The organism is Ureibacillus sp. FSL W8-0352, assembly GCF_038004345.1.
Classification (GTDB): Bacteria; Bacillota; Bacilli; order Bacillales_A; family Planococcaceae; genus Ureibacillus; species Ureibacillus thermosphaericus.
In genome coordinates this window covers 325,491-345,550 of record NZ_JBBOQT010000001.1, presented here as the reverse complement: position 1 = coordinate 345,550, position 20,060 = coordinate 325,491, and the positions used below count along the sequence as shown (strand labels likewise).

General features: G+C 36.3%; 21 protein-coding genes. 2 read left to right on the top strand and 19 right to left on the bottom strand.

All coding sequences use genetic code 11. The features are described 5' to 3' along the window. Nucleotides 1-100: 100 nt before the first annotated feature. From spoIVA to NST98_RS01665, 17 genes are all read right to left on the bottom strand, one after another. Entirely contained in the window at nt 101-1,579 is a 1,479-nt protein-coding gene (spoIVA, locus tag NST98_RS01745) for a stage IV sporulation protein A (protein ID WP_026018953.1), read from the bottom strand. A gap of 92 nt (nt 1,580-1,671) precedes the next feature. Then, complete coding sequence (locus tag NST98_RS01740; RefSeq protein WP_016836950.1) at nt 1,672-2,397, bottom strand: hypothetical protein; 726 nt, start codon at nt 2,395-2,397, stop codon at nt 1,672-1,674. A gap of 17 nt (nt 2,398-2,414) precedes the next feature. Then, complete coding sequence (locus tag NST98_RS01735; RefSeq protein WP_016836949.1) at nt 2,415-2,678, bottom strand: DUF2768 domain-containing protein; 264 nt, start codon at nt 2,676-2,678, stop codon at nt 2,415-2,417. A 185-nt stretch (nt 2,679-2,863) separates the two neighbouring features. Beyond that, on the bottom strand, nt 2,864-3,877 hold the full coding sequence (locus tag NST98_RS01730) for an NAD(P)H-dependent glycerol-3-phosphate dehydrogenase (RefSeq protein WP_016836948.1): 1,014 nt from the start codon (nt 3,875-3,877) through the stop codon (nt 2,864-2,866). 21 nt (nt 3,878-3,898) lie between these two features. Then, nucleotides 3,899-5,209 (bottom strand): ribosome biogenesis GTPase Der, encoded by a 1,311-nt coding sequence (gene der / locus NST98_RS01725; protein ID WP_340714246.1) that lies wholly within the window; start codon nt 5,207-5,209, stop codon nt 3,899-3,901. A 131-nt stretch (nt 5,210-5,340) separates the two neighbouring features. After that, the gene (rpsA, locus tag NST98_RS01720; RefSeq protein WP_340714245.1) at nt 5,341-6,486 is read right to left on the bottom strand and encodes a 30S ribosomal protein S1; all 1,146 of its coding nucleotides are present in this window, start codon (nt 6,484-6,486) and stop codon (nt 5,341-5,343) included. Between the two features lie 125 nt (nt 6,487-6,611). Further along, nucleotides 6,612-7,286 carry a (d)CMP kinase gene (cmk, locus tag NST98_RS01715; RefSeq protein ID WP_340714244.1) on the bottom strand — a complete coding sequence of 225 codons (675 nt, stop codon included), beginning with the start codon at nt 7,284-7,286 and terminating at the stop codon, nt 6,612-6,614. A 152-nt stretch (nt 7,287-7,438) separates the two neighbouring features. Then, nucleotides 7,439-8,092, bottom strand: a complete 654-nt coding sequence (locus NST98_RS01710; protein ID WP_340714243.1) for a flagellar brake protein — start codon at nt 8,090-8,092, stop codon at nt 7,439-7,441. Nucleotides 8,093-8,167: 75 nt separating this feature from the next. Beyond that, a complete protein-coding gene (locus tag NST98_RS01705) occupies nt 8,168-9,457 on the bottom strand; it encodes a PepSY1/2 domain-containing protein (protein ID WP_340714242.1) in 1,290 nt (429 codons plus the stop codon). A 12-nt stretch (nt 9,458-9,469) separates the two neighbouring features. After that, nucleotides 9,470-10,240, bottom strand: a complete 771-nt coding sequence (gene sleB / locus NST98_RS01700; RefSeq protein ID WP_050988823.1) for a spore cortex-lytic enzyme — start codon at nt 10,238-10,240, stop codon at nt 9,470-9,472. Nucleotides 10,241-10,453: 213 nt separating this feature from the next. Continuing rightward, a complete protein-coding gene (gene prsW / locus NST98_RS01695) occupies nt 10,454-11,128 on the bottom strand; it encodes a glutamic-type intramembrane protease PrsW (protein WP_340714241.1) in 675 nt (224 codons plus the stop codon). Between the two features lie 429 nt (nt 11,129-11,557). Further along, entirely contained in the window at nt 11,558-12,157 is a 600-nt protein-coding gene (locus NST98_RS01690; RefSeq protein WP_016836940.1) for a short chain dehydrogenase, read from the bottom strand. A 325-nt stretch (nt 12,158-12,482) separates the two neighbouring features. After that, nucleotides 12,483-13,457, bottom strand: coding sequence for a YpdA family putative bacillithiol disulfide reductase (locus NST98_RS01685; RefSeq protein ID WP_340714240.1), 975 nt, complete (start codon nt 13,455-13,457; stop codon nt 12,483-12,485). A gap of 64 nt (nt 13,458-13,521) precedes the next feature. After that, nucleotides 13,522-14,277 (bottom strand): metallophosphoesterase, encoded by a 756-nt coding sequence (locus NST98_RS01680; protein WP_340714239.1) that lies wholly within the window; start codon nt 14,275-14,277, stop codon nt 13,522-13,524. A 126-nt stretch (nt 14,278-14,403) separates the two neighbouring features. Further along, nucleotides 14,404-15,042 carry a LysM peptidoglycan-binding domain-containing protein gene (locus NST98_RS01675; RefSeq protein ID WP_340435931.1) on the bottom strand — a complete coding sequence of 213 codons (639 nt, stop codon included), beginning with the start codon at nt 15,040-15,042 and terminating at the stop codon, nt 14,404-14,406. 115 nt (nt 15,043-15,157) lie between these two features. Beyond that, entirely contained in the window at nt 15,158-16,600 is a 1,443-nt protein-coding gene (locus NST98_RS01670; protein WP_340714238.1) for a RecQ family ATP-dependent DNA helicase, read from the bottom strand. Then, nucleotides 16,591-17,631, bottom strand: a complete 1,041-nt coding sequence (locus tag NST98_RS01665; protein WP_096550787.1) for a helix-turn-helix domain-containing protein — start codon at nt 17,629-17,631, stop codon at nt 16,591-16,593. The genes NST98_RS01670 and NST98_RS01665 overlap by 10 nt, the downstream gene beginning before the upstream one ends. A 111-nt stretch (nt 17,632-17,742) precedes the next feature. Here NST98_RS01665 and NST98_RS01660 point away from each other — a divergent pair, with 111 nt between their 5' ends. Then, nucleotides 17,743-17,991, top strand: coding sequence for a ferredoxin (locus NST98_RS01660; protein ID WP_016836934.1), 249 nt, complete (start codon nt 17,743-17,745; stop codon nt 17,989-17,991). Between the two features lie 78 nt (nt 17,992-18,069). Here the strand turns inward: NST98_RS01660 and NST98_RS01655 are convergent, their stop codons facing one another. Together NST98_RS01655 and NST98_RS01650 are read right to left on the bottom strand one after the other, a co-directional pair. Continuing rightward, nucleotides 18,070-18,744, bottom strand: coding sequence for a DUF1129 family protein (locus NST98_RS01655; RefSeq protein WP_340710033.1), 675 nt, complete (start codon nt 18,742-18,744; stop codon nt 18,070-18,072). After that, on the bottom strand, nt 18,741-19,067 hold the full coding sequence (locus tag NST98_RS01650) for a PadR family transcriptional regulator (protein WP_096550785.1): 327 nt from the start codon (nt 19,065-19,067) through the stop codon (nt 18,741-18,743). The genes NST98_RS01655 and NST98_RS01650 overlap by 4 nt, the downstream gene beginning before the upstream one ends. Nucleotides 19,068-19,244: 177 nt before the next feature. On the opposite strand from NST98_RS01650, the gene fabI reads away from it, so the two are divergent. Then, a complete protein-coding gene (gene fabI / locus NST98_RS01645) occupies nt 19,245-20,021 on the top strand; it encodes an enoyl-ACP reductase FabI (protein WP_340714237.1) in 777 nt (258 codons plus the stop codon). Nucleotides 20,022-20,060: the final 39 nt, after the last annotated feature.

Sequence of the window (20,060 nt, the reverse complement as noted above, 5' to 3'; positions counted from 1 at the left end):
AATTGAGTTTTTGGCACTTTGGATAATGAAAAGGACTTTTCGTCTATATGACAAAAAGTCCTTCTAATAAAATTCCATTATTTTTATTATCTCACTTTTTTTAAATAATAAACGTAATGAGTCCTTTTTCTCCTTCATTCACCATTCTTTCAATTGTTTGACGCATTCTTTTCTTTGCACTTGGCGGCACAGCATTCATTTTGAATCGAATTCCTTCCGTCAACACTTCATGCAGTGGCGTTCCAAACAATTGTGTTTGCCATAACGCTTCTCGATCATGTTTATATGCATACTGCAAGTCTTTCAATAACTGTTGGCTGTGGAACTCTGACCCAATTAATGGCGAGAACTCAGATTCCATATCGACACGTATGATATGGTAAGATGGAGCTTTCGCCTTCATGCGAACACCGTAGAAATTATTTTGTTTAATTATTTCTGGCTCACTTGGCTCAAACTCTTCCATCGTCGGAAGCGTTACACCATAGCCATTGATTGTCGCTTCTTCAATCGCATCTCGGAAGCGTTTTTGTGCTTTTTTCGCTTCTTGTGCCTCTTTAATGAAGAGCAGCCAATCTTTTTTCGTGTCTATCGGCGCATCTAAAAATTCATTGCAAACCGCCTTATAAATTTCCGGTTTTAATGTGATACGCACCGTTGCCACACCAAGTCCTGCATCAACTCTTTCAATCTCGCAGCTTTCAATAAAATCAATTTCTCTTAAATCTTCTACTGCATTATGGACATCGCGAATTTTCGTTACAGAATTCAGCACATTTCCAACTGCTTCTGAAAGCGTTGCATTGACGTGGTGAGTCGGTTCTAATACATCAAGCCAATCAGGTTTTTCCACTTCAATATCTTCCACAGGGAATTCATACAGAGCTTCTTCTAAAATAAACTCCATATCATTTAACGTCATTTGATCAATAGCTATTGCAATGACAGGAACGTTATAACGGGAGAGCAATTCATTACGCAACTTTTGCGTATTTTGATTGTTTGGATATTGGCTGTTTAAAATGATGACGAATGGCTTACCGATTTCCTGCAATTGTTCAACAATTTGTTCTTCCGCCACTTGTGCAGCTTCTCGTGAAATCCCATTAACAGTGCCGTCTGTCGTTACAACTACACCGATGTTTGCATGGTCGCGGATCACCTTATCTGTTCCGATTCGAGCTGCTTCTTGGAATGGAATAGCTTCAGTGTTCCATGGTGTGTGCACATACTTTGGTCCATTTTCATCTTCATACCCTTTTACCCCATCAATGACATAACCAACACAATCAGCAAAACGAATCCGGAAAGGTATTTCACTTTCCCCAATACAAATTTCTGTACCATGAGCAGGAACAAATTTTGGTTCTGCAGTCATAATGACTGGGCCAGGTGAACTTTGTGGTAGCTCGTCCAGTGCTCTTTTCCGTTCTTCTTCATCCACGATGTTTGGTAGGACGATTGACTCCATCATTTTTTTCACAAAAGTGGACTTACCAACCCTCACAGGCCCTACAACCCCAATATATACATCACCATTTGTTCTTTCTGCTATTTGTTGAAAGATTTGTTCGCCTATTGTAGTTCCTCCTTTACGTACTTCAATCTATGAATTATATACTTAAAATATGAAAAACCTTGCACGAAAAGTCGTACAAGGCTTAAATTCTTTTATTTTTTTATTGGATCAAACATAAATACCGGTTCATTATTCTCGTTCACAGTATATGGCAGTGAATAGGCCGGTACTACTGGATAAGCTTCCACAAGCAACATACGAATATCTTCTCCTGGCTCAGGTTTCAAATGATTTTCTCTTATAAACTGAGCTAAATCGATGGAGTAGTCTACATAGGCTTGTCCTTCTGTTGAAGCAACTAATGGTAAATGATTATTCGAATATGGACTTGGCACAGTTAGTTCTTTAGCAAAGCCTAATTTCTTAAAATCTATTGAATATACATAATCCGCAATCCTGTCTTTATAAGGCATGTATTTTGTTGAGAGAAGACGAATATTTAAATCTCGAATCGTTTCTGCTGAACGTAAGTCTACTAATTTTACAGTTGGATTGTTTTCCGGGTCCCAAATAATATATTGGAATATGCCACCTTTTTCGTAGGAATTCCCTGGGATATTCGCTAAATATTTTGGAACCAATTTCGAGAAATCGATGGGATATTTAATAAATATATCTGTATCCATATCTTTATTTTTTATCGGCAGCACACCTGTTTCCGCTCGATATTGATCGATGGCATTTTGCACAGCAATCAGTTGAGCTTCATCAGGTATTTGATTCTCAACACGTTCTTCCTGTGGAAACAAACATCCAGATAGTAAAAGGGATGTCGAGAGTAATAGTATGAAAAAAATGAATTTCCGTTTCTGTTTCATGATTTTCACCCCTTTGTTTATGATGGCCACGTAAAGATTACTAAAACCATTAATAATGTGCCAAATATAAAAATAATAAATGCAATCAGTCTAATGAAAAAGGATAATATAGCATTATTCACCCATTTGCGAGCTGCTGTTATCATAAGAATTGATAAAATCATTGCAGCTATCGAGTAAAAGGAAACCCACATGACATCCATCGGGTGCATGTTCGCTAATGGACCACGTGCAGCACCAAGTACGAATTTATCTATATCCATTAATAATGGATGACTCATTGCAATTCCTCCTTTCAAGAAGCGGTATGTATACATATTTGCCTATATTAGGGCACAAAACACACTTCCGCACATGCGTTCGTTTTCATTGCACATGAACGGGTATTATTTGTAGTTCCCGATACTCAACTCGACTTTGAATTTTTTCATACCCGCTCATTGATGCAACGAAAATGCTTGTCCTTTTATTGTAAATAATCGATTTCTCTTTTCTTTAAGCGATTCATTAACTCATCAACAGCATCTTTCGGTTCTTTTTCATTAAATAATACTTCAAACAATGCAGTTGTAATTGGCATCGGAACATCGTATTTTTTGGCAAGCTGGTAAGCAGCTTTTGTCGTGCGAACTCCTTCAACGACCATACCCATGCTCTCTAATACTTCAGCCAGCTTCATGCCCTTTCCAAGCATGTTCCCCGCTTTCCAGTTACGCGAATGAACGCTCGTACAAGTAACGATCAAATCGCCCATACCAGTTAATCCTGCAAAGGTGAAGGGATTGCCTCCCATTCGCACACCTAAACGAGCAATTTCCGCAAGTCCTCGGGTAATTAATGCTGCCTTTGCATTGTCCCCATAGTTTAGGCCATCGGAAATCCCTGCTGCTAAGGCAATTACATTTTTCAATGCACCGCCTAGTTCAACGCCGATTACATCGGTATTTGTATAGACACGGAAATACTGGTTCATAAATAAATCTTGTATTTTTTCAGCGGAACGGAGATTTGTACAAGCAGCAGTAATCGTTGTTGGATGATGCAACACCACTTCCTCCGCATGGCTAGGACCTGATAATACGACGATATCTTCAATCACATGCGGGGATAGAGACTCCTCTAAAATTTCTGAGATGCGTTTTAAAGAATCTGGTTCTATCCCTTTTGATACGTGCACAATTAATACTTTTCTATTTAAATAATTCATAATGTTTTCTGCTACTTCACGAATCGCTTTTGTCGGAACCGCAAAAATGATGATATCTCCATGTTCTGCCGCTTCTTTCAAATCACTTGTTGCCCTTAAATTTTCAGGTAGTTGTATATTCGGAACATATTTTTCATTCGTATGTTGTTCATTTATTTCTTTCGCTTGCTCATGTCGGTGGCTCCAAATTAATGTATCGTGTCCATTTTCAGCCAACACCATTGCTAAGGCAGTTCCCCATGAACCTGCTCCTAACACTGTTACCTTTTTCATTTTTATTTATCCCTCACTCTTTTACTCACGTGCCCGTGGTATGATACGTATCGGCGTTCCCTCAAAATCAAAGGTTTCACGAATGCGGTTTTCCAAAAATCGAAGATAAGAGAAATGCATGAGTTCTGGATCGTTTACGAAAGTGATAAATGTAGGTGGCTTAACCGATACTTGTGTCGTGTAATAAATGCGTAAACGTTTTCCTTTATCTGTAGGGGCTGGGTTTCTTGCAATCGCATCTTCAATTACATCATTTAATAAAGAAGATTGAATGCGCATTGCATGGTTCTCACTTACCCGCTTTACTAATGGTAAAATTTGACTCAACCTTTGTTTCGTTTTAGCAGAAACAAACACAATCGGAGCATAATCCAAAAATAAAAATTGATTGCGAATCGTTTGGGTAAATTCATTCATTGTTCGTTCATTTTTTTCAATGGCATCCCATTTGTTCACGACAATGATGATACCTTTACCCGCTTCATGAGCATACCCTGCAATTTTTTTATCCTGCTCTTGTATTCCCTCTTCTGCATTTAATACGACAAGCACCACATCTGAACGTTCAATCGCTCTTAATGCTCTTAATACGGAATATTTTTCTGTGCTTTCATATATTTTTCCTTTTTTCCGCATTCCAGCTGTATCGATAATGACATAATCTTGTCCGTCATACGTATAAGGAGAGTCGATTGCATCTCGAGTAGTTCCAGCGATATCACTAACGATTACCCGCTCTTCTCCGAGAATTGCATTTACTAATGAAGATTTTCCTACATTTGGTCTACCAATTAATGAAAACTTAATGACATCGTCTGAATATTCATCTTCATATTCTTTAGGGAAATATTTTGCACATTCATCCAATAAATCCCCAATCCCTAATCCATGCGAACCGGAAATTGGAATCGGCTCCCCAAAGCCTAAAGAATAAAAATCATATATTAATTCACGCATGTCTGGGTTATCAATTTTATTGACTGCCAGTACAACTGGTTTTTTTGTTTTATAAAGCATTTTTGCGATTTGCTCATCTTGAAGAGTTACTCCTTCTCGACCGTTCGTCATAAAAATAATCACATCGGCCTCTTCCATGGCAATTTGTGCTTGGGCACGAATTTGTTCTAAAAATGGTTCATCTCCAAGATCAATTCCACCGGTATCAATAATATTAAATTCATGGTTTAACCAATCTGCCGAACTGTAGATGCGATCTCGGGTCACCCCAGGTATATCTTCCACAATGGAAATGCGTTCACCAACAATTCGGTTGAAAATTGTTGATTTTCCTACATTCGGACGACCTACGATGGCGATTACTGGTTTTGTCATCTGTCCTTCATCCTTCCAAATTCTTATCCTTTGTATTATACACGATATCCAATTATATATCATTTTTTGACATAAATGGACATAAAAAAAGCGTACTCCTTAAAGCACGCAATTTTTATTCAAAATAAAATTTATTGATCTGTAAATTTTTTCAATTGTTCCCCTATTACATCACTAATGGAGAATCCTGTTGTCTCTTCTGGTAATTGATAATCAAATTCTTCTTGATGCTTTGGGTTTTCTTCAAGTTCTTTCATGCTTAGTGATAAGCGCTTTTCTTGCTCATTAACATCAAGCACTTTCACTTGAACCTCTTGACCTTCTTTCAACACTTCGTGAGGGGTATTGATATGTTTATGAGAAATTTGTGAAATATGAACTAACCCTTCAACACCTGGGAACACTTCAACAAAGGCACCGAAGGACACTAAACGCTTCACCGTACCAGTCAATACTTGACCTTTTGAAACACGTTCTGCAATGTTTGCCCATGGACCAGGTAATGTCTCTTTTATAGATAAGGAAATTCTTTCATTTCCTGGATCAACTGATAAAACTTTTACTTTCACTTCTTGCCCTTCTTGAAGAACTGTGTTAATATCATCTACATGTTCGTGGGCTACTTGTGAAATGTGCACAAGCCCGTCAACGCCACCTATATCAACGAAGGCACCAAATGGAGCTAATCGTTGAACTTTGCCATTTAATACGTCTCCTGGCTTTAGGTTCTCTAGCAATTCTTTCTTTTTATTTGCTTTTTCTTCTTCTACAACTGCACGGTGAGATAAAATTAATCTTCCTTTTTCTTTATCTAACTCTGTAATTTTAAATGTTAGTGTTTTACCTTTGTAATCTTCAAAGTCTTCCACGAAATAATCTTCTACTAAAGATGCTGGTACAAATCCTCGTACTCCTAAATCAACTACTAAACCGCCTTTTACAACATCTTTTACTTCTGCTTCAAAAACTTCTCCCTTTTTGTATAGCTCTTCTAATTTATCCCAAGCTTTTAAAGCATCTACTTTACGTTTCGATAATACAAGGTTTTCTTCTTCTACTTTCGTGATCATTAATTCTAGCTCATCGCCAACAGACACCACATCGGATGCTTTTTCAATGTGCAAGCTAGAAAGTTCACTAATTGGTACAATCCCATCAAATGGTGCACCTTCTATTGTAACGGTTACTGCTTTGTCTTCAACTTTTGCAGCAGTCCCTTTTACAATGTCTCCTTCACGAAATTCTTGGCCAACTCCTAAGTTCATTTCCTCGGACATATGTAACCCTCCTTCGCATCTTACAATATCTATTTTATTAGAAATTGCATTTAAACACAAAATTTTTTCCTTATAGTTTAAATATTTCCTTTATTATGAATAAAATACGCGAAAAGAAACGATTATTATTCCATCTTTTCTTTCGCTAAATGTAAAATTTTTTCTGCAACTTCTTCAATCGATAAGTGAGTAGTGTCTAAATAAATGGCATCTTCTGCTTGAACTAATGGCGATATTTTACGTTCCATATCTTGCTGATCGCGAAGCGCTATTTCCTCTTTTAGCTGTTCATAGTCAGAAGGAATGCCTCGTTTTTTATTATCAAGCAATCTTCGTTTTGCTCGTTCTTCAACGGAGGCAGACATAAAAATTTTTAATTCTGCTTCTTTTAATACATGAGTTCCTATATCTCGTCCATCCATGACAACTGCGCCGTCTTTTGCCAACTGTTTTTGTTTAGCAACGAGGATTTCACGAACCTTTGCAAGAGATGCAACTCGCGAAACGTTCGCTGTTACTTCATTGGAACGAATTTTTTTTGTCACATCCTCTCCATCTACGAAAACAAGTTGTCCATTTGGAGATGGCTTTAAGTCGATATTTGTCTTTAGCAGCATTTCTTCTAGTTTTTTTTCATCATTTAATTGTATGTTTTCTTTTAACGCTTTATACGTAACAGCTCGATACATCGCTCCAGTATCAATGTAAGTGAATCCTAATTGTTCTGCCACGATTTTTGCAATTGTACTTTTTCCTGCACCAGCAGGCCCATCGATGGCTATTTGTATGTTTTTTCCCATGACAATCCCTACTTTCCTTCAACATTGTAACATAAACAAAGTTTTTTACTTTTACTATTTTCATAGTTTATGTAAATAAAAACAACTAGTTTGTATTACATATTGTTGTCGAATCCTTATTTTTTATCCATAAAAAAGCCTCCAATAATCGTTTATTGGAGGTCCTTTGTCTCCTTACGCAGCATCACTTGGCGTTCAAAACAGAATCGAAGGATGAATTGTTTATCTAGTTCGTCCGTATCGATAAATCGAAGAGATGCAAGCATTTGGCCATTCTTTTCAAATATTCGAATCACTTCTGCATCCGTTTGAATGTATTGAATTTCTCCAGATTTATAAGGCAATACAATCGTTAGTTTGACCTTATCTCCCACTGAAAATGGTGGGGATATAGGCAACTTGATAGCGGCTCCGCCAGCGCTAATATCTTCCGTTACGAATTGATAAAATTGATTTAAATGCTCCACTGCAACATCTACAGGTGTTTTTACTCGAACAAATTCCCGCCTTTGGATTTTGATGAATTCATCATCTGGAGGACAAGAAAGCATTATCATAGGAATTCGATCCATTTTACGACCGACAACTTCCGTTTGAAATGCATAGTTGATATCGTCATCATTTCGAAAAATTGCACGAAACTGGGAACCGTCAACTAGATAAACTGTCCTATCCGTTTTCGTATCTACGGGATAAGTAATAAAAATGATATTGTCTTTCTTTTCCACTACTTTACATTTAAATCTTTCAACTTTTTCCGATGTCGTTGGTTCCAATGTGAGAACTGTCCCAATCTTAATATCCATACTTATTCGCCTCGCACAATAATTGTAATTTTATTATTGCACGAATTAAGGCGAATTTCTAGAGCATTTTGATAATTATGGTAATTGTTCCACTTTTATGACATCATGATTTTCCGTATCCACAACAACTCGATATGTTTGATTGATATTGTCTGAAAAACGAGCAATTACTTCATAACATAATCTTAGTTCATATGCTTCATTTTCTGTGTAGATAAAGCGCTCTTCTTCCACTACTGTATTTGGTCGGAAGAATTGTTTCCAATCGATTGGCACCACTGGCTGGTTTTCATTAATGTTTTCTCTTTGTACATATTCCATTGCATTTAGCCCTAATAACTCACCGCTATCTTTAGAAACTTTCATTTGTACTCCATCAGGATACACAAACGCATTATGTTTGCCAGCCACTCGAGCAAGATGAATATGCCAAGCTTCATGGTTTTCTCGCATTTCAACTAACGCTAAATCATCATATCCAGCTCGGTCTATAAATTGTTGTACTAACTCCTTCACTTTTTCTTGTGTAATATTTTTGTCTGGCTGTACCGGACGTTCAGATAAGAAGGAAATTAAATGTCCACCTTTTACAGTAATGTCCGCATATCCGACCCGACTGCCTTTAACAAATTGAATGTGATAAAACGGATAAGGTGCATCATCTTTACTTTTCGATACAGTATACGTAGCGTCTTTAATTCCAGGTACTAATTTTTCTAATACTTGAATTGCTTCGTCCTTCGTAATTTCACGATCTCTTATATGTTTTAAGTCTCTTTTCTTTAGCCAATCAGATTCACTCGTTGTTAATGGGAAATCCTTCTCCGTGTAAGTTTTTAAGTTTGATGAGAGGTTTTTAAATGGTGATTCTTCAAGCTCTTTTTTTGCAACTTGTTGCCATTTATCAAAGTTCCCATCATTCTCATAAAATTGAGCCGTTGCAACAGCCCATTCATCTGTTAGTTGCTCTAAATTTTTGTTTACAACTTTCATTTTGGATTGCCAAGTTTCATAATCCCCTTCTGTCGAAGCTCTTTTCGCTTCATCTCCTATCTTCCCAATATATCGCAGCCATTGATTCGCTACATCAGGATTCAATGGTAAGTTACTGATAGATGAACGCAATTCATTGCTTGTTCGCCAAATGTTATCAAGTTCATTTTGCAGCGCCTTCTCATCCTGGAACAATAAGGATTGTGCTACAGACCGCTGCAAGTAGGTCAATTTTTCACTGGCATTGGATAATGAGTTTGTATATTGGGCATGCATGGCTTGTTGCAACTGTTTATTGTCGGCTCTAACATCAAAAGCATATAGTCCTAATGCAATAACAGCAATGGAAAGTAAGTATACCGCACTTTTCATAATGTCGCTCCTTTAATAGCAAAAGATATGTTGACCAATTTGTTTAATTTGAGGTCTTGACCAAATCCATTTGCTTGTAGCTGTATTAGGATTGAAATAATAAAGAGCATTTTCAGATGGATCCCATCCGCTCATTGCATCAAGTACTGCCTGTTTTGCTCTTTCATTTGGCGTTAACCAAATTTGTCCGTCAGCTACTGCTGTAAATGCACCTGGTTGGAAAATGATCTCTGAGATGGTATTCGGGAAATCTGGAGATTCAAGTCGATTTAGAATTACTGCTGCCACTGCAACTTGCCCTTCGTACGGTTCTCCTCTTGCCTCACCATAAACTGCATTCGCCATTAGTTGTAAATCTTGTTCTGTAAATTTCGGAGGTAGTTGATAACTTGTACTTCCTGATGATCCTTTGTTGCCTTTTACTTGTTGGTTCAGAGGAATTCCACCATAATAAGTAAAATCTCTACCTGCATTGATTTGAGCATGAACCCATTCACGATCAAAATCACTGTTGTTAACAAGTACTCTTTTTGTTTGTGCTCCTGCAATGCCGTCCACTTTCAAGCCATAACTTTCTTGGAAGTTTCGTAAAGCCCAATAAGTACCATAGCCAAATTTCCCATCAATTTTTCCATGATAGAATCCTAAGTATTGCAATCTTGCTTGTAACTCAATCACATCATCACCGAAGGCTCCCCGTTCTAAAACTTGGTTAGAAAAAGCGAATGATTCTTCAGGCTTCATGACAGTAAATGTACCGATTGTGGTCATTAATATGAGCATTGAGATCAGAAGTTTTCTTACCATATATTTCACTCCTTTTTCATAGCATGTTAAATTTAGCATCATTTATGCACATTCGAATGAAAAAATGGTCGAATCAACAATCGAAACGACCATTCAGGAGTTATTATGTACAGTGAATGAAATTTTATTGTTATTTTCAAATAAAATAAAAAATGACCTAAAAAGCAATCTCATTCCTTTTAGGTCATGCTAAATTTTATTTTGTTCTATTAAATGCTTAATTAAATGCTCGTGAGCTAACTTCACTTTCCTTAACGCAAACCACCATAAAAATAACATAAATGGTGCGATTAAATAAACCCAATAATCTTCAAACATCAAAATAGAGTTATAGGCAAAATGCAATAGAAGCGGCGCTCCAATAGAAAGAACTAAGTATTCCATTGAACGATTATTCTTTGTGAATTTACTTTTCCCAAAATAATAGCCCATCACCACACCAAATAATGCGTGACTTGATACAGGTAGTAACGCACGCATAAATGCCGTATCTATTCCAAATGTCAACAAATAAAGGAGATTTTCCATTGTGGCAAACCCAAGCGAAGCAGCTGCTCCATACAAAATTCCATCATATGGATCGTCAAATTCAACATGGCGATAAATAAATGCAAAAATAATGAACCATTTAAAAAATTCTTCCATAGTACTTGAGAAAACAACATTGAGGAGAAATGGATTTGTAATTAATTCTTCTTCCTGCAAGACATATTGAATGAACATAATAGGGAAAGTAATTAATAGTCCAAAAATAAATGTTCGAAAAAGTGTTTTTCGAGGTTCAGTCGCCATTTGATTTCGCAAATAAAAGTAGCTAAATAATGCTAATCCTGGAGCAATCGCTGCAGAGAGTAAAATAAACAATATCGACGCTCCCTTCCTTATACATAATATTTTATAGTATTACCTACCTTTTTTAAAGTTTAGGACCATAAAATTTCTAACAATAAATAAAGCGACGATTATCCGTCGCGAAAACCTCACGAAATTAAAAATTTTTTCTAAAACCCCTTTATTATGCTGCAACACTAAATTGTACTGTAGATCGTTGCATTCCCAATACGAATCTCTTTCTTTTTCAAAGTGCACATCATCATATCCTATATATTACCTCATATCAGAAATTTTTCTATAATGTAAAATTTGTTAAATCCATATCGAAGTAAACTTGATAAAGTGCGACTTATCGAAATATGCATTGTAATTATTGCATATAAAAGTATTCAATCCATTTTTCATAAAAAAGCACTACCCATTCATTTAATGCGGGGGTAATGCTTAAAATGACACTTTTTAATAAACATAGAATGTCTTGCCCGTATGAGCACCTAGAATACTCTTTTTATAGGCAAGAGCAACTCTTTTTACGGGAACTGGCTCAAATCCTTCAAACATAGACCCGTAATCTTCAAATGATTCTTCAAGAATTGTTGGGCTAACGCTATTAATTCGAATTCCTCTTGGCATATCAATAGCTGCGGCTTTGACAAATGCATGTACGCCACCATTTGCCATGGCTGCAGAAGCTCCAGTTTTGATCGGATCATCCATTAGAACTCCAGTTATTAAAGTAATTGAACCATTGTCCTTAATATAAGGTAAACCTAGTAATACTAAATTGATTTGTCCTAAAAGTTTACTTTGTACTGCAATTTGATTTAGTTCAGGCGTCAATGTTTCAAGTGACGTATAGTGGACTCCTCCCGCTGCACTCACTAAAGCATCGATTTCTCCTACTTCTTTAAACATCTGTTTTATACTTTCAACTGATGTAATATCGACTTTTATGTCAGCTTTACTGCGACTTGCACATATAATTTCTGCTCTATCTTTCATTTCTTCAACTACTGCTTTTCCAATTGTACCAGTAGCTCCTACAACTAAAATTCTCAAACCAATTCCTCCTCTATCCAAAAAACCGTTTATGAAAAAACATTACTTGATTTCATGCTATTAATATAAAATCTGTTTTATGAAAATGTAAAGCTTGTGCGTAAAGACTCGTTTACTTTAGAAATGTTTTTTGAAATGTCCATTTAAGTGAAGGCGGCTTGTCCCGTCATTCCTCTTCCGTAGCAAAGCAAGACTTTCTATAGGAAAAGCGTAACAACCCACAGAAGTGAAGAACGAGCTCCTGCGAGGCTAAGAATCCCCCCGCAGAAAGCCCGCAGAAACGAAAATCGATAAAACAATTTGAAGGCGATAGTTGATTAACCCCTTACTTTTTCGCATTTTTTTCTTGAATTGCTTTTGCAATAAAGGCTCCATGGAATTTACCGTTTTCGATGAAAATTTCATTGGCATTGTTGCCGGCAGCGAGAACTCCAGCTATGAACAAGTTTTCAATATTTGATTCCATCGTTTCAGGATGATATGTAGGTCGACCTGTTTCCTCATCAATCGTTACACCCATTTTTCGAATAAAAGAGTGATCTGGATGATATCCAGTCATTGCAAAAACAAAATCGTTTTTAATTACTTCTTCTTTCCCATGAATATTTAAAACAACTTCATGTTCACGAATTTCTTTAACGGTCGTTTTAAAGTGCATGACCACTTCACCATTTCGGATAAGCGATTGAAATTCTGGTAATATCCAAGGTTTAATGCTAGGAGAGAAGTCGCTGCCTCGGTAAGCAACCGTAACACGTGCTCCTGCCTTATGCAATTCTAAAGTTGCATCAACCGCAGAGTTTTTCCCACCAACAACTAACACATCTGTATCAAAGAATGGATGGGCTTCTTTAAAATAGTGGAATACTTTTGGTAAGTCTTCTCCAGGGACATTCATATAATTTGGATGATCGTAATAACCTGTCGCCAAAATAACGTAAGGTGTTTCATATTGTGCTTTATCTGATGTTACAGTAAATAATCCATCTTGTCTTTTTTCCACAGAAAGTACTTTCTCAAATCGGTTCACATGAATATTTTTTAATTTCACGACTTCACGATAATAGACAAGAGCTTGATTTCTGCTTGGTTTTCGTTGTTCAACAATAAACGGAACATCGCCAATGGCTAATTTCTCACTTGTTGAAAAGAATGTTTGATGGGTTGGGTAATGATAAAGCGCATTTACGATGTTCCCCTTCTCAATCACGATGGGTTTAAGCCCAATATTTTGTAGTTCAATTGCTGCCGATAAACCACAAGGGCCTCCTCCAACTATAATTGCATCTACTTTTTGCATTGAAATACATCTCCTTAATTCGACAAACTACTTCTTATTATAACGCGAATTGTCAATCCTTTGTTTAAAGTTCACTATGGAAGTTTATATCAATAATGTGGCATTCCGGTTTGGCACCAAAACGTAAGGGTACCATCGATGTTCCATAACCATTACTAATGAGTGTGTACTTGCCATCTTTAGCGCTAAACGAGCCAACAGGATAAATACCAAAAGGCCCTAATCGAATTTGGCCTCCGTGGAAATGTCCGCCCAACCATAGATCAGCATGATAATCTTTTAATTTTGAAAATAGATTTGGATTATGAGAAACGAAAATAACGATATCCTCAGGATGACATTTACTAAATGCTTTTTCAGGTTGAGCTTTGCGTGATGATAGATCATCGACCGCACTCAACCAACATCGATTTATCGTATTCGGGAGTAACACTGCATCGTTTTCTACGATTTGTACACCCGTTTCTTGAAAGATTTCTCTTAATCGCTCCTCTCCCACTTCCCGATCATTATTTCCCCAAACGAAATAAACAGGACCTAATGTTTTTAGAAGATGAAGATTGCGGTAAATGGTCGATATTTTTGTTCTCCTATCTGCTAAATCTCCTCCAATAATAACAGCATTGATTGGAGCGTTTATGTCTTGAATCAATTTGTCGCTAATTAATCGGGTATGAATATCAGAAATGAAAAATATCGTGTATTTTTCCTTTTTACCTTTTAATGATATTTCATGATGAATGACGTTATTTTCAAAAGCTTCCTTTACCATAAAGGAAAGAATTGAACCGAAGATGAGGACCGTTGCGAAAACAATCATGTAAGTTGTACCCCTCCTGATAAAACAAAAAGACGTGGTGAATATACCATCGTCTTTTCAATCCACTAGCCTACAGTAATGTATAATATTTTACTGGATTTTATTCAACTGATAAAATATTTTCTTTTATTCCGGAATTATGAGCGACTGTCCTGGACTAATGATATCGGATGATAAATTATTTGCCGCTTTAATTTTTTCAACACCACTCATAGGATCACTATAGTATTGTTTTGCAATACGGAATAAATTTTCATTTGCACTAACAGTATGTACTTTTACACTTTCTTTTTGCTTCTCATGATGTTGAGGTGGACTATTTTCTTTTTTCATTGAAGAATCGTCCTTTTCTGTTTGTTTATGTGAAGAATCGGTTTTTGATATTTGTTTAGCTTCCGAATCCTTTTTTCCCTCTTTTTCCGATGTTTCAGATGAAGATTCTTTTCCTTTGTTTACATCCGCTTTGTCTTTTTCGTCTTTATTGCTAGCTGCTACCGCATTATTTCTTTGGACTTCAATCAGATTTTCATCTTTATCAACAGCAACTTCTTCATTATCTCCTGGATTCCAAAAGCCCCAAACATATATTAAAATCGCTAATGGAATACCGATCAGAATAACGGTTAAAGTGGTGAGTAATGGAGTTTCTTTTGTTTTTTTCTTTTTACGACGACGTTCTGAACGACTTAGTCTCGTTTTTGAATCTTTTATCTCAATCGATTGGCGGTGTTCTTCAATCTTTTTTCGATAATCATTTTTACTCATAATGCACCTCCATTTGCAATCATATCTAATTATGACGAAAATGAGGGAAAAAGTAAATGAGAGGAAATTTTTATTTTCAAAGATTTTTGTCGCAATTATGATTATTTTACTACAATCAGTCAGTTCCTAATAAAATTTGTCGCAATCTCCTCTGCCAAGTGGTCGAATTTCTTTTTGTTTCTTTTGTTGTTCTTGGAAGGAGAAAATGCTGGTATTCTAAACCACAATGTTCACAGCAATCTTCTGGTTTACTATTTAATGTTTGGCCAAAGTAATGGACAAGTTGTTCTCGAATACATTGATCACTTTTTACAATGTTCAACATTTCTTCCACAGAACGATATTTGTCACTCATCATTTGTCGAAAAATAGATTTGACTTCATCCATCGAATAATGCTCCATCCAATAGTGCAATACGCGAAAAGATGTTTCAGAGATCAGTCCATCATGCATCATTTCTTTCGGATTAACTTGTCTTCTTACATATTCATCGTACAACTCAATTTGATTTTCATTCGGCAAATCTTCCCCTGCAATATAATGAGCTACATCTTCATCCCCTTCACAATACAACAAAATAGCGATTGCGTCTTTGCCGTCGCGACCAGCTCTTCCTACTTCCTGCATATAATCTGCGATGTTTGAAGGAATTGAATCATGAATAATTTGACGTACATTTTCTTTATGTACGCCCATGCCAAAAGCGTTCGTAGCAACAATCCATTCCAAAGAGCCGTCTAAAAACTGCTGTTGAATAAATTGTCGGTCTACCGCATCTTTTCCCCCGTGATAGGAAGAAACAGAAAGCCCGTGATTCAATAATTGTGTTGTGATATCATCCGTTCTTTTTCTCGATCGCGTATAAATAATGCCTGGCCCTTCTGTATGAAAAACATGTTCAAAGAGCCATTCCATTTTTTCTTCCTTTGTGTGAAATATTTTTTTCCCGTAACGAATGTTTGGACGGTCAACGGAATGAATGTATTCATAAGGGTCATCCATCTTTAAAACATGCCGTATATCTTCTAGCACTTTTTCTGTTGCAGTTGCAGTTAATGCTAAAATCGGTGGTCGTTTATCTTTGATTAGGTCTCCAATTTTCAAATAATCCGGTCGAAAATCAAATCCCCACTGGGAAATGCAGTGGGCTTCATCAACCACAATTAACGCCAATTCTATCTGATTCAGTCTGCTTTTAACCTGTTCCTGCATCAACATTTCCGGTGAACTAAAAATAAATCGGTATTGAGGTAAATATTGTAAAACTCGTTGTTTTTGTTCACGATTCAATAAAGAATTCAATGCTACTACCCGTTTTTCACCAAATTGTTTCATTCGGTCAACTTGGTCTTGCATGAGGGATAGTAATGGAGAAATAATTAATATCGGTTTTTTAAATATGTATGCTGGAAGCTGGTAACATAAGGATTTCCCCATTCCAGTGGGAAGTAAAGCGATTGTATCTCTTCCATTCATTAATTGTTCAATGACTTCTTTTTGTCCTGGTCGAAATGAAGTGTATCCAAAATGGTTTTGTAACAGCTGTTCTAATTGCAAAATTTTTCACCTCTCGCCAGTGCAAGACGCAATTGAAAATAAGATAAATGCGGTAGCACTTCATGAAGAATTTTCAACTTTTTCGTATTGTAATCTTCTGTCGCTGTAAGTACGAGTTGTATATCTTCTTTTTTTATAAATTGTTCAATAGGAAACGTTGAATCATTGATTGCTAATTCAACTAAGTGGTCTTCAATTGTACTTTGTTTTAACTTCCGAATTTTGCAGATTTGTTCAATCGAATATCCTTTTTTAAAGAGCATCGCAGTATGATAAGCAGAACCCGTCAGCGGTATTTCTACGCGAATCTTATCAGCGATTTGAGATAGGTATGGGTATTGTTTCGTGTTCAATAGTATTTCATTCAACCATTGATGAAGACAAGCTACAAATATGATTTGAACATCTATTTCGGCCATTTGATATTCCATGCTAATTTGTTCCCAAGTAAATCCAGTTTCTTGATAGCCCGCTAATCGTTTTACAACAATTTCTTTTGCTTGTGTATTGATTTGTGCCCTTTCAAGACTTTGTAGAATTTCATCATATAAGCTATGGTTTAGAAGTCCCGATTTGTAATCATTGATTAAAAGGAAATGTCGCACCCAACGCTGAATTTCTTCATCTTTTTGAATAGGAGAAAATGCCATGACATTTTCTCTTGCATGCGATAAACTTTGTACTGTTAGTGAGAGTCTTGAAAAAAAGATCTGTTCGTTTCCTCTATATTGCCAACCATTCAAAGGAAGTGGCTCATAATGCTGAAGAAGTTCGTTTGCTTGTTTCGTTAATTGAAAACTATTTTCTGATATAACGATAAATTGATGTTCAACAAGTTTTTGAATCTCTTTATCATAAATTTGCCTTGTTAATGTTGGTAAAATACCAAAATATGAATGCAAGCGAAATATACCAACATCTTGAATCGTTTGGCCAGAGCGCTTCCCTTTCAGCAAATGATAAGGAGAAGAAATTGTGCGCTCATTTTCTACGGTTTTTAATATATCTAAGACTAAATACTGAAATAGCAAATCAGAACCTCCAATTTTACAGTCTTAATGTTGAAAAGTGTAATAAACAGTTTTAGAATAATAAAGAAGCTTTAACTTGGAAGCGCAATAGAAAAAAGGAGAGATTACTAAATGGCAAAATACACAATTGTAGATAAAGATACATGTATCGCTTGTGGTGCTTGTGGCGCAGCTGCCCCTGACATTTATGATTACGATGATGAAGGAATTGCCTTCGTTATTTTAGATGATAACACGGGTACCGCTGAAGTACCAGAAGATTTACTGGAAGATATGCAAGATGCCTTTGAAGGTTGCCCTACAGATTCTATTAAAGTGGCAGATGAACCTTTCGATGGCGACCCATTGAAATTTGAATAGAATATAAGAGTAGGTGCACCGATAATGGATGCACCTGATTTTTATTTCCCTTAGAATTTTACAATAATTTTTCCCCTACTACGCCTTTTGCTCCCGCATCTTCTTAAATAAATAAGAAGCTAACAACATGAAGCACCCTAGGCCAAAAATGGTATAATATGAAACCTCAAATGAAGGTCCAAATGGTTGAATCGCAAACCTTACATAAAAGCTCATCGCAAATAAAACAATAGTGATGAATCCAAATAAAATTGTCATTTTTTGTTTTGTTTTTGGTTCTTGAAAAGCTTCTTTTTTCAATAGATTCACTATTAAATAAATCAACATCAATAAACTACCGACTAGCAGAAGAGTTGAGATAACAAGATTTCCAGAATAAATTATTTGATTCTCTTTATTTAGTAAAGGAAATATTCCACGAACAATCAAATACCACCCGAATAACGTAAAAAGGATTTCAAAAGCGAATTCTAATTGGCGCTTCCAAGATTCTTTTGGTAAAGAGGCAATTATTTCATCCGCTAAATCTTTTGGATTTTTCCCGAAAACTTCAGATGCTGTTTTTCCTTCCTTCTGTGCTTCTAATAGATGTTCTAGCATTTCAAGTAAAACTTCCTCTGTAGCTCGCTCATTTCTCGATAAATTTGCGCGAATGTAAACAAGGAGATTTTCATAATATTGCTGATTTTCTCGTGTAAGCTGTTTTCTTTTTTCGTTATTTTGTCGTATTAACTCTTTCACTGAAACTTTCATTTATTATCACTCCCCAACAATTTTTCGATGGAAGAAGATAGGATTTTCCATTCTTCTCGAATATTATCAAGTACTTCTTTTCCTTTCACCGTAATAGAATAATATTTTCGATTTGGGCCTGAAACAGACGCCCTCATTTCCCCCACAATATATCCATTTTTTTGAAGCCGTAATAGCACTGGATAAATTGTACCTTCACTAATATCTAAGCCAACTTGTTCTAGCTTTTTTGATAATTCGTATCCATAGACCTCATCTTTTTCAATAATTGCTAATATACATCCATCGAGCACTCCCTTTAACAATTGACTCCGAATAGACAAAGACTTCACCACCTCAATTGTTGGAATGATAAGCACCTATCTTGTAAAACAAAGTAGCTATACATAACTATATTGTATTACAAAATAGCAGTCAATAGTTTATATTGATTTTTATTAGAAATGCTGTTACACTTCTAGTAGTTGGTACTAATAACTGATGTTAAAGGGGTCAAGTACATGGATGTATTAAAATTAAAAGATAAAAATATCGTTGTGATGGGCGTTGCCAATGAAAGAAGCATCGCTTGGGGAGCAGCAAAGAAACTATTAGAAGTTGGAGCAAACGTGATTTTCACGTATCGAAAAGATCGTTCAAAAGCAAAACTAGAAAAAATTTTAGAAGACTATCAAGACCACAAAACAGTAATTATTCAATGTGACGTGAACAGCGACGAATCGATTCAAAATGCATTCAAACAAATTGGTGAACAATTCGGTGTCATCCACGGTATCGTACATTCTGTAGCCTTTGCTCATGCAGAAGATTTAAAAAATCGCTTTGTTGAAACTTCTCGAGAGGGCTATGCCTTTGCCCAAGATACAAGCGCATACTCATTAATTGCTGTTGCTAATGCAGCGCGTCCTTATATGACAGAAGGCGGCTCTATCGTTACAATGTCTTACTTGGGTGCGGAACGAGTTCTTGAAGGATATAATGTCATGGGTGTTGCGAAAGCAGCGCTTGAAGCAAGCGTTCGTTATTTAGCTGCGGATCTTGGCAAAGAAGGTATTCGCGTTAATGCCATTTCCGCTGGTGCAATTCGTACATTGGCTGCTAAAGGTGTTCCAAGCTTTAACGAAGCCCTTCACCGTTATGAAGAAGTATCTCCATTGAAACGCAATACAAATAAAGAAGAGGTTGGAGATATGACAGTCGTAATGCTTAGCGAATTATCCCGCGGCGTTACAGGAGAAACGATTTACGTTGACTCAGGTTATCATATTATGGGATAATCTTTCACTAGCTGTAGTACAAATCAATTGTTGGTTTGT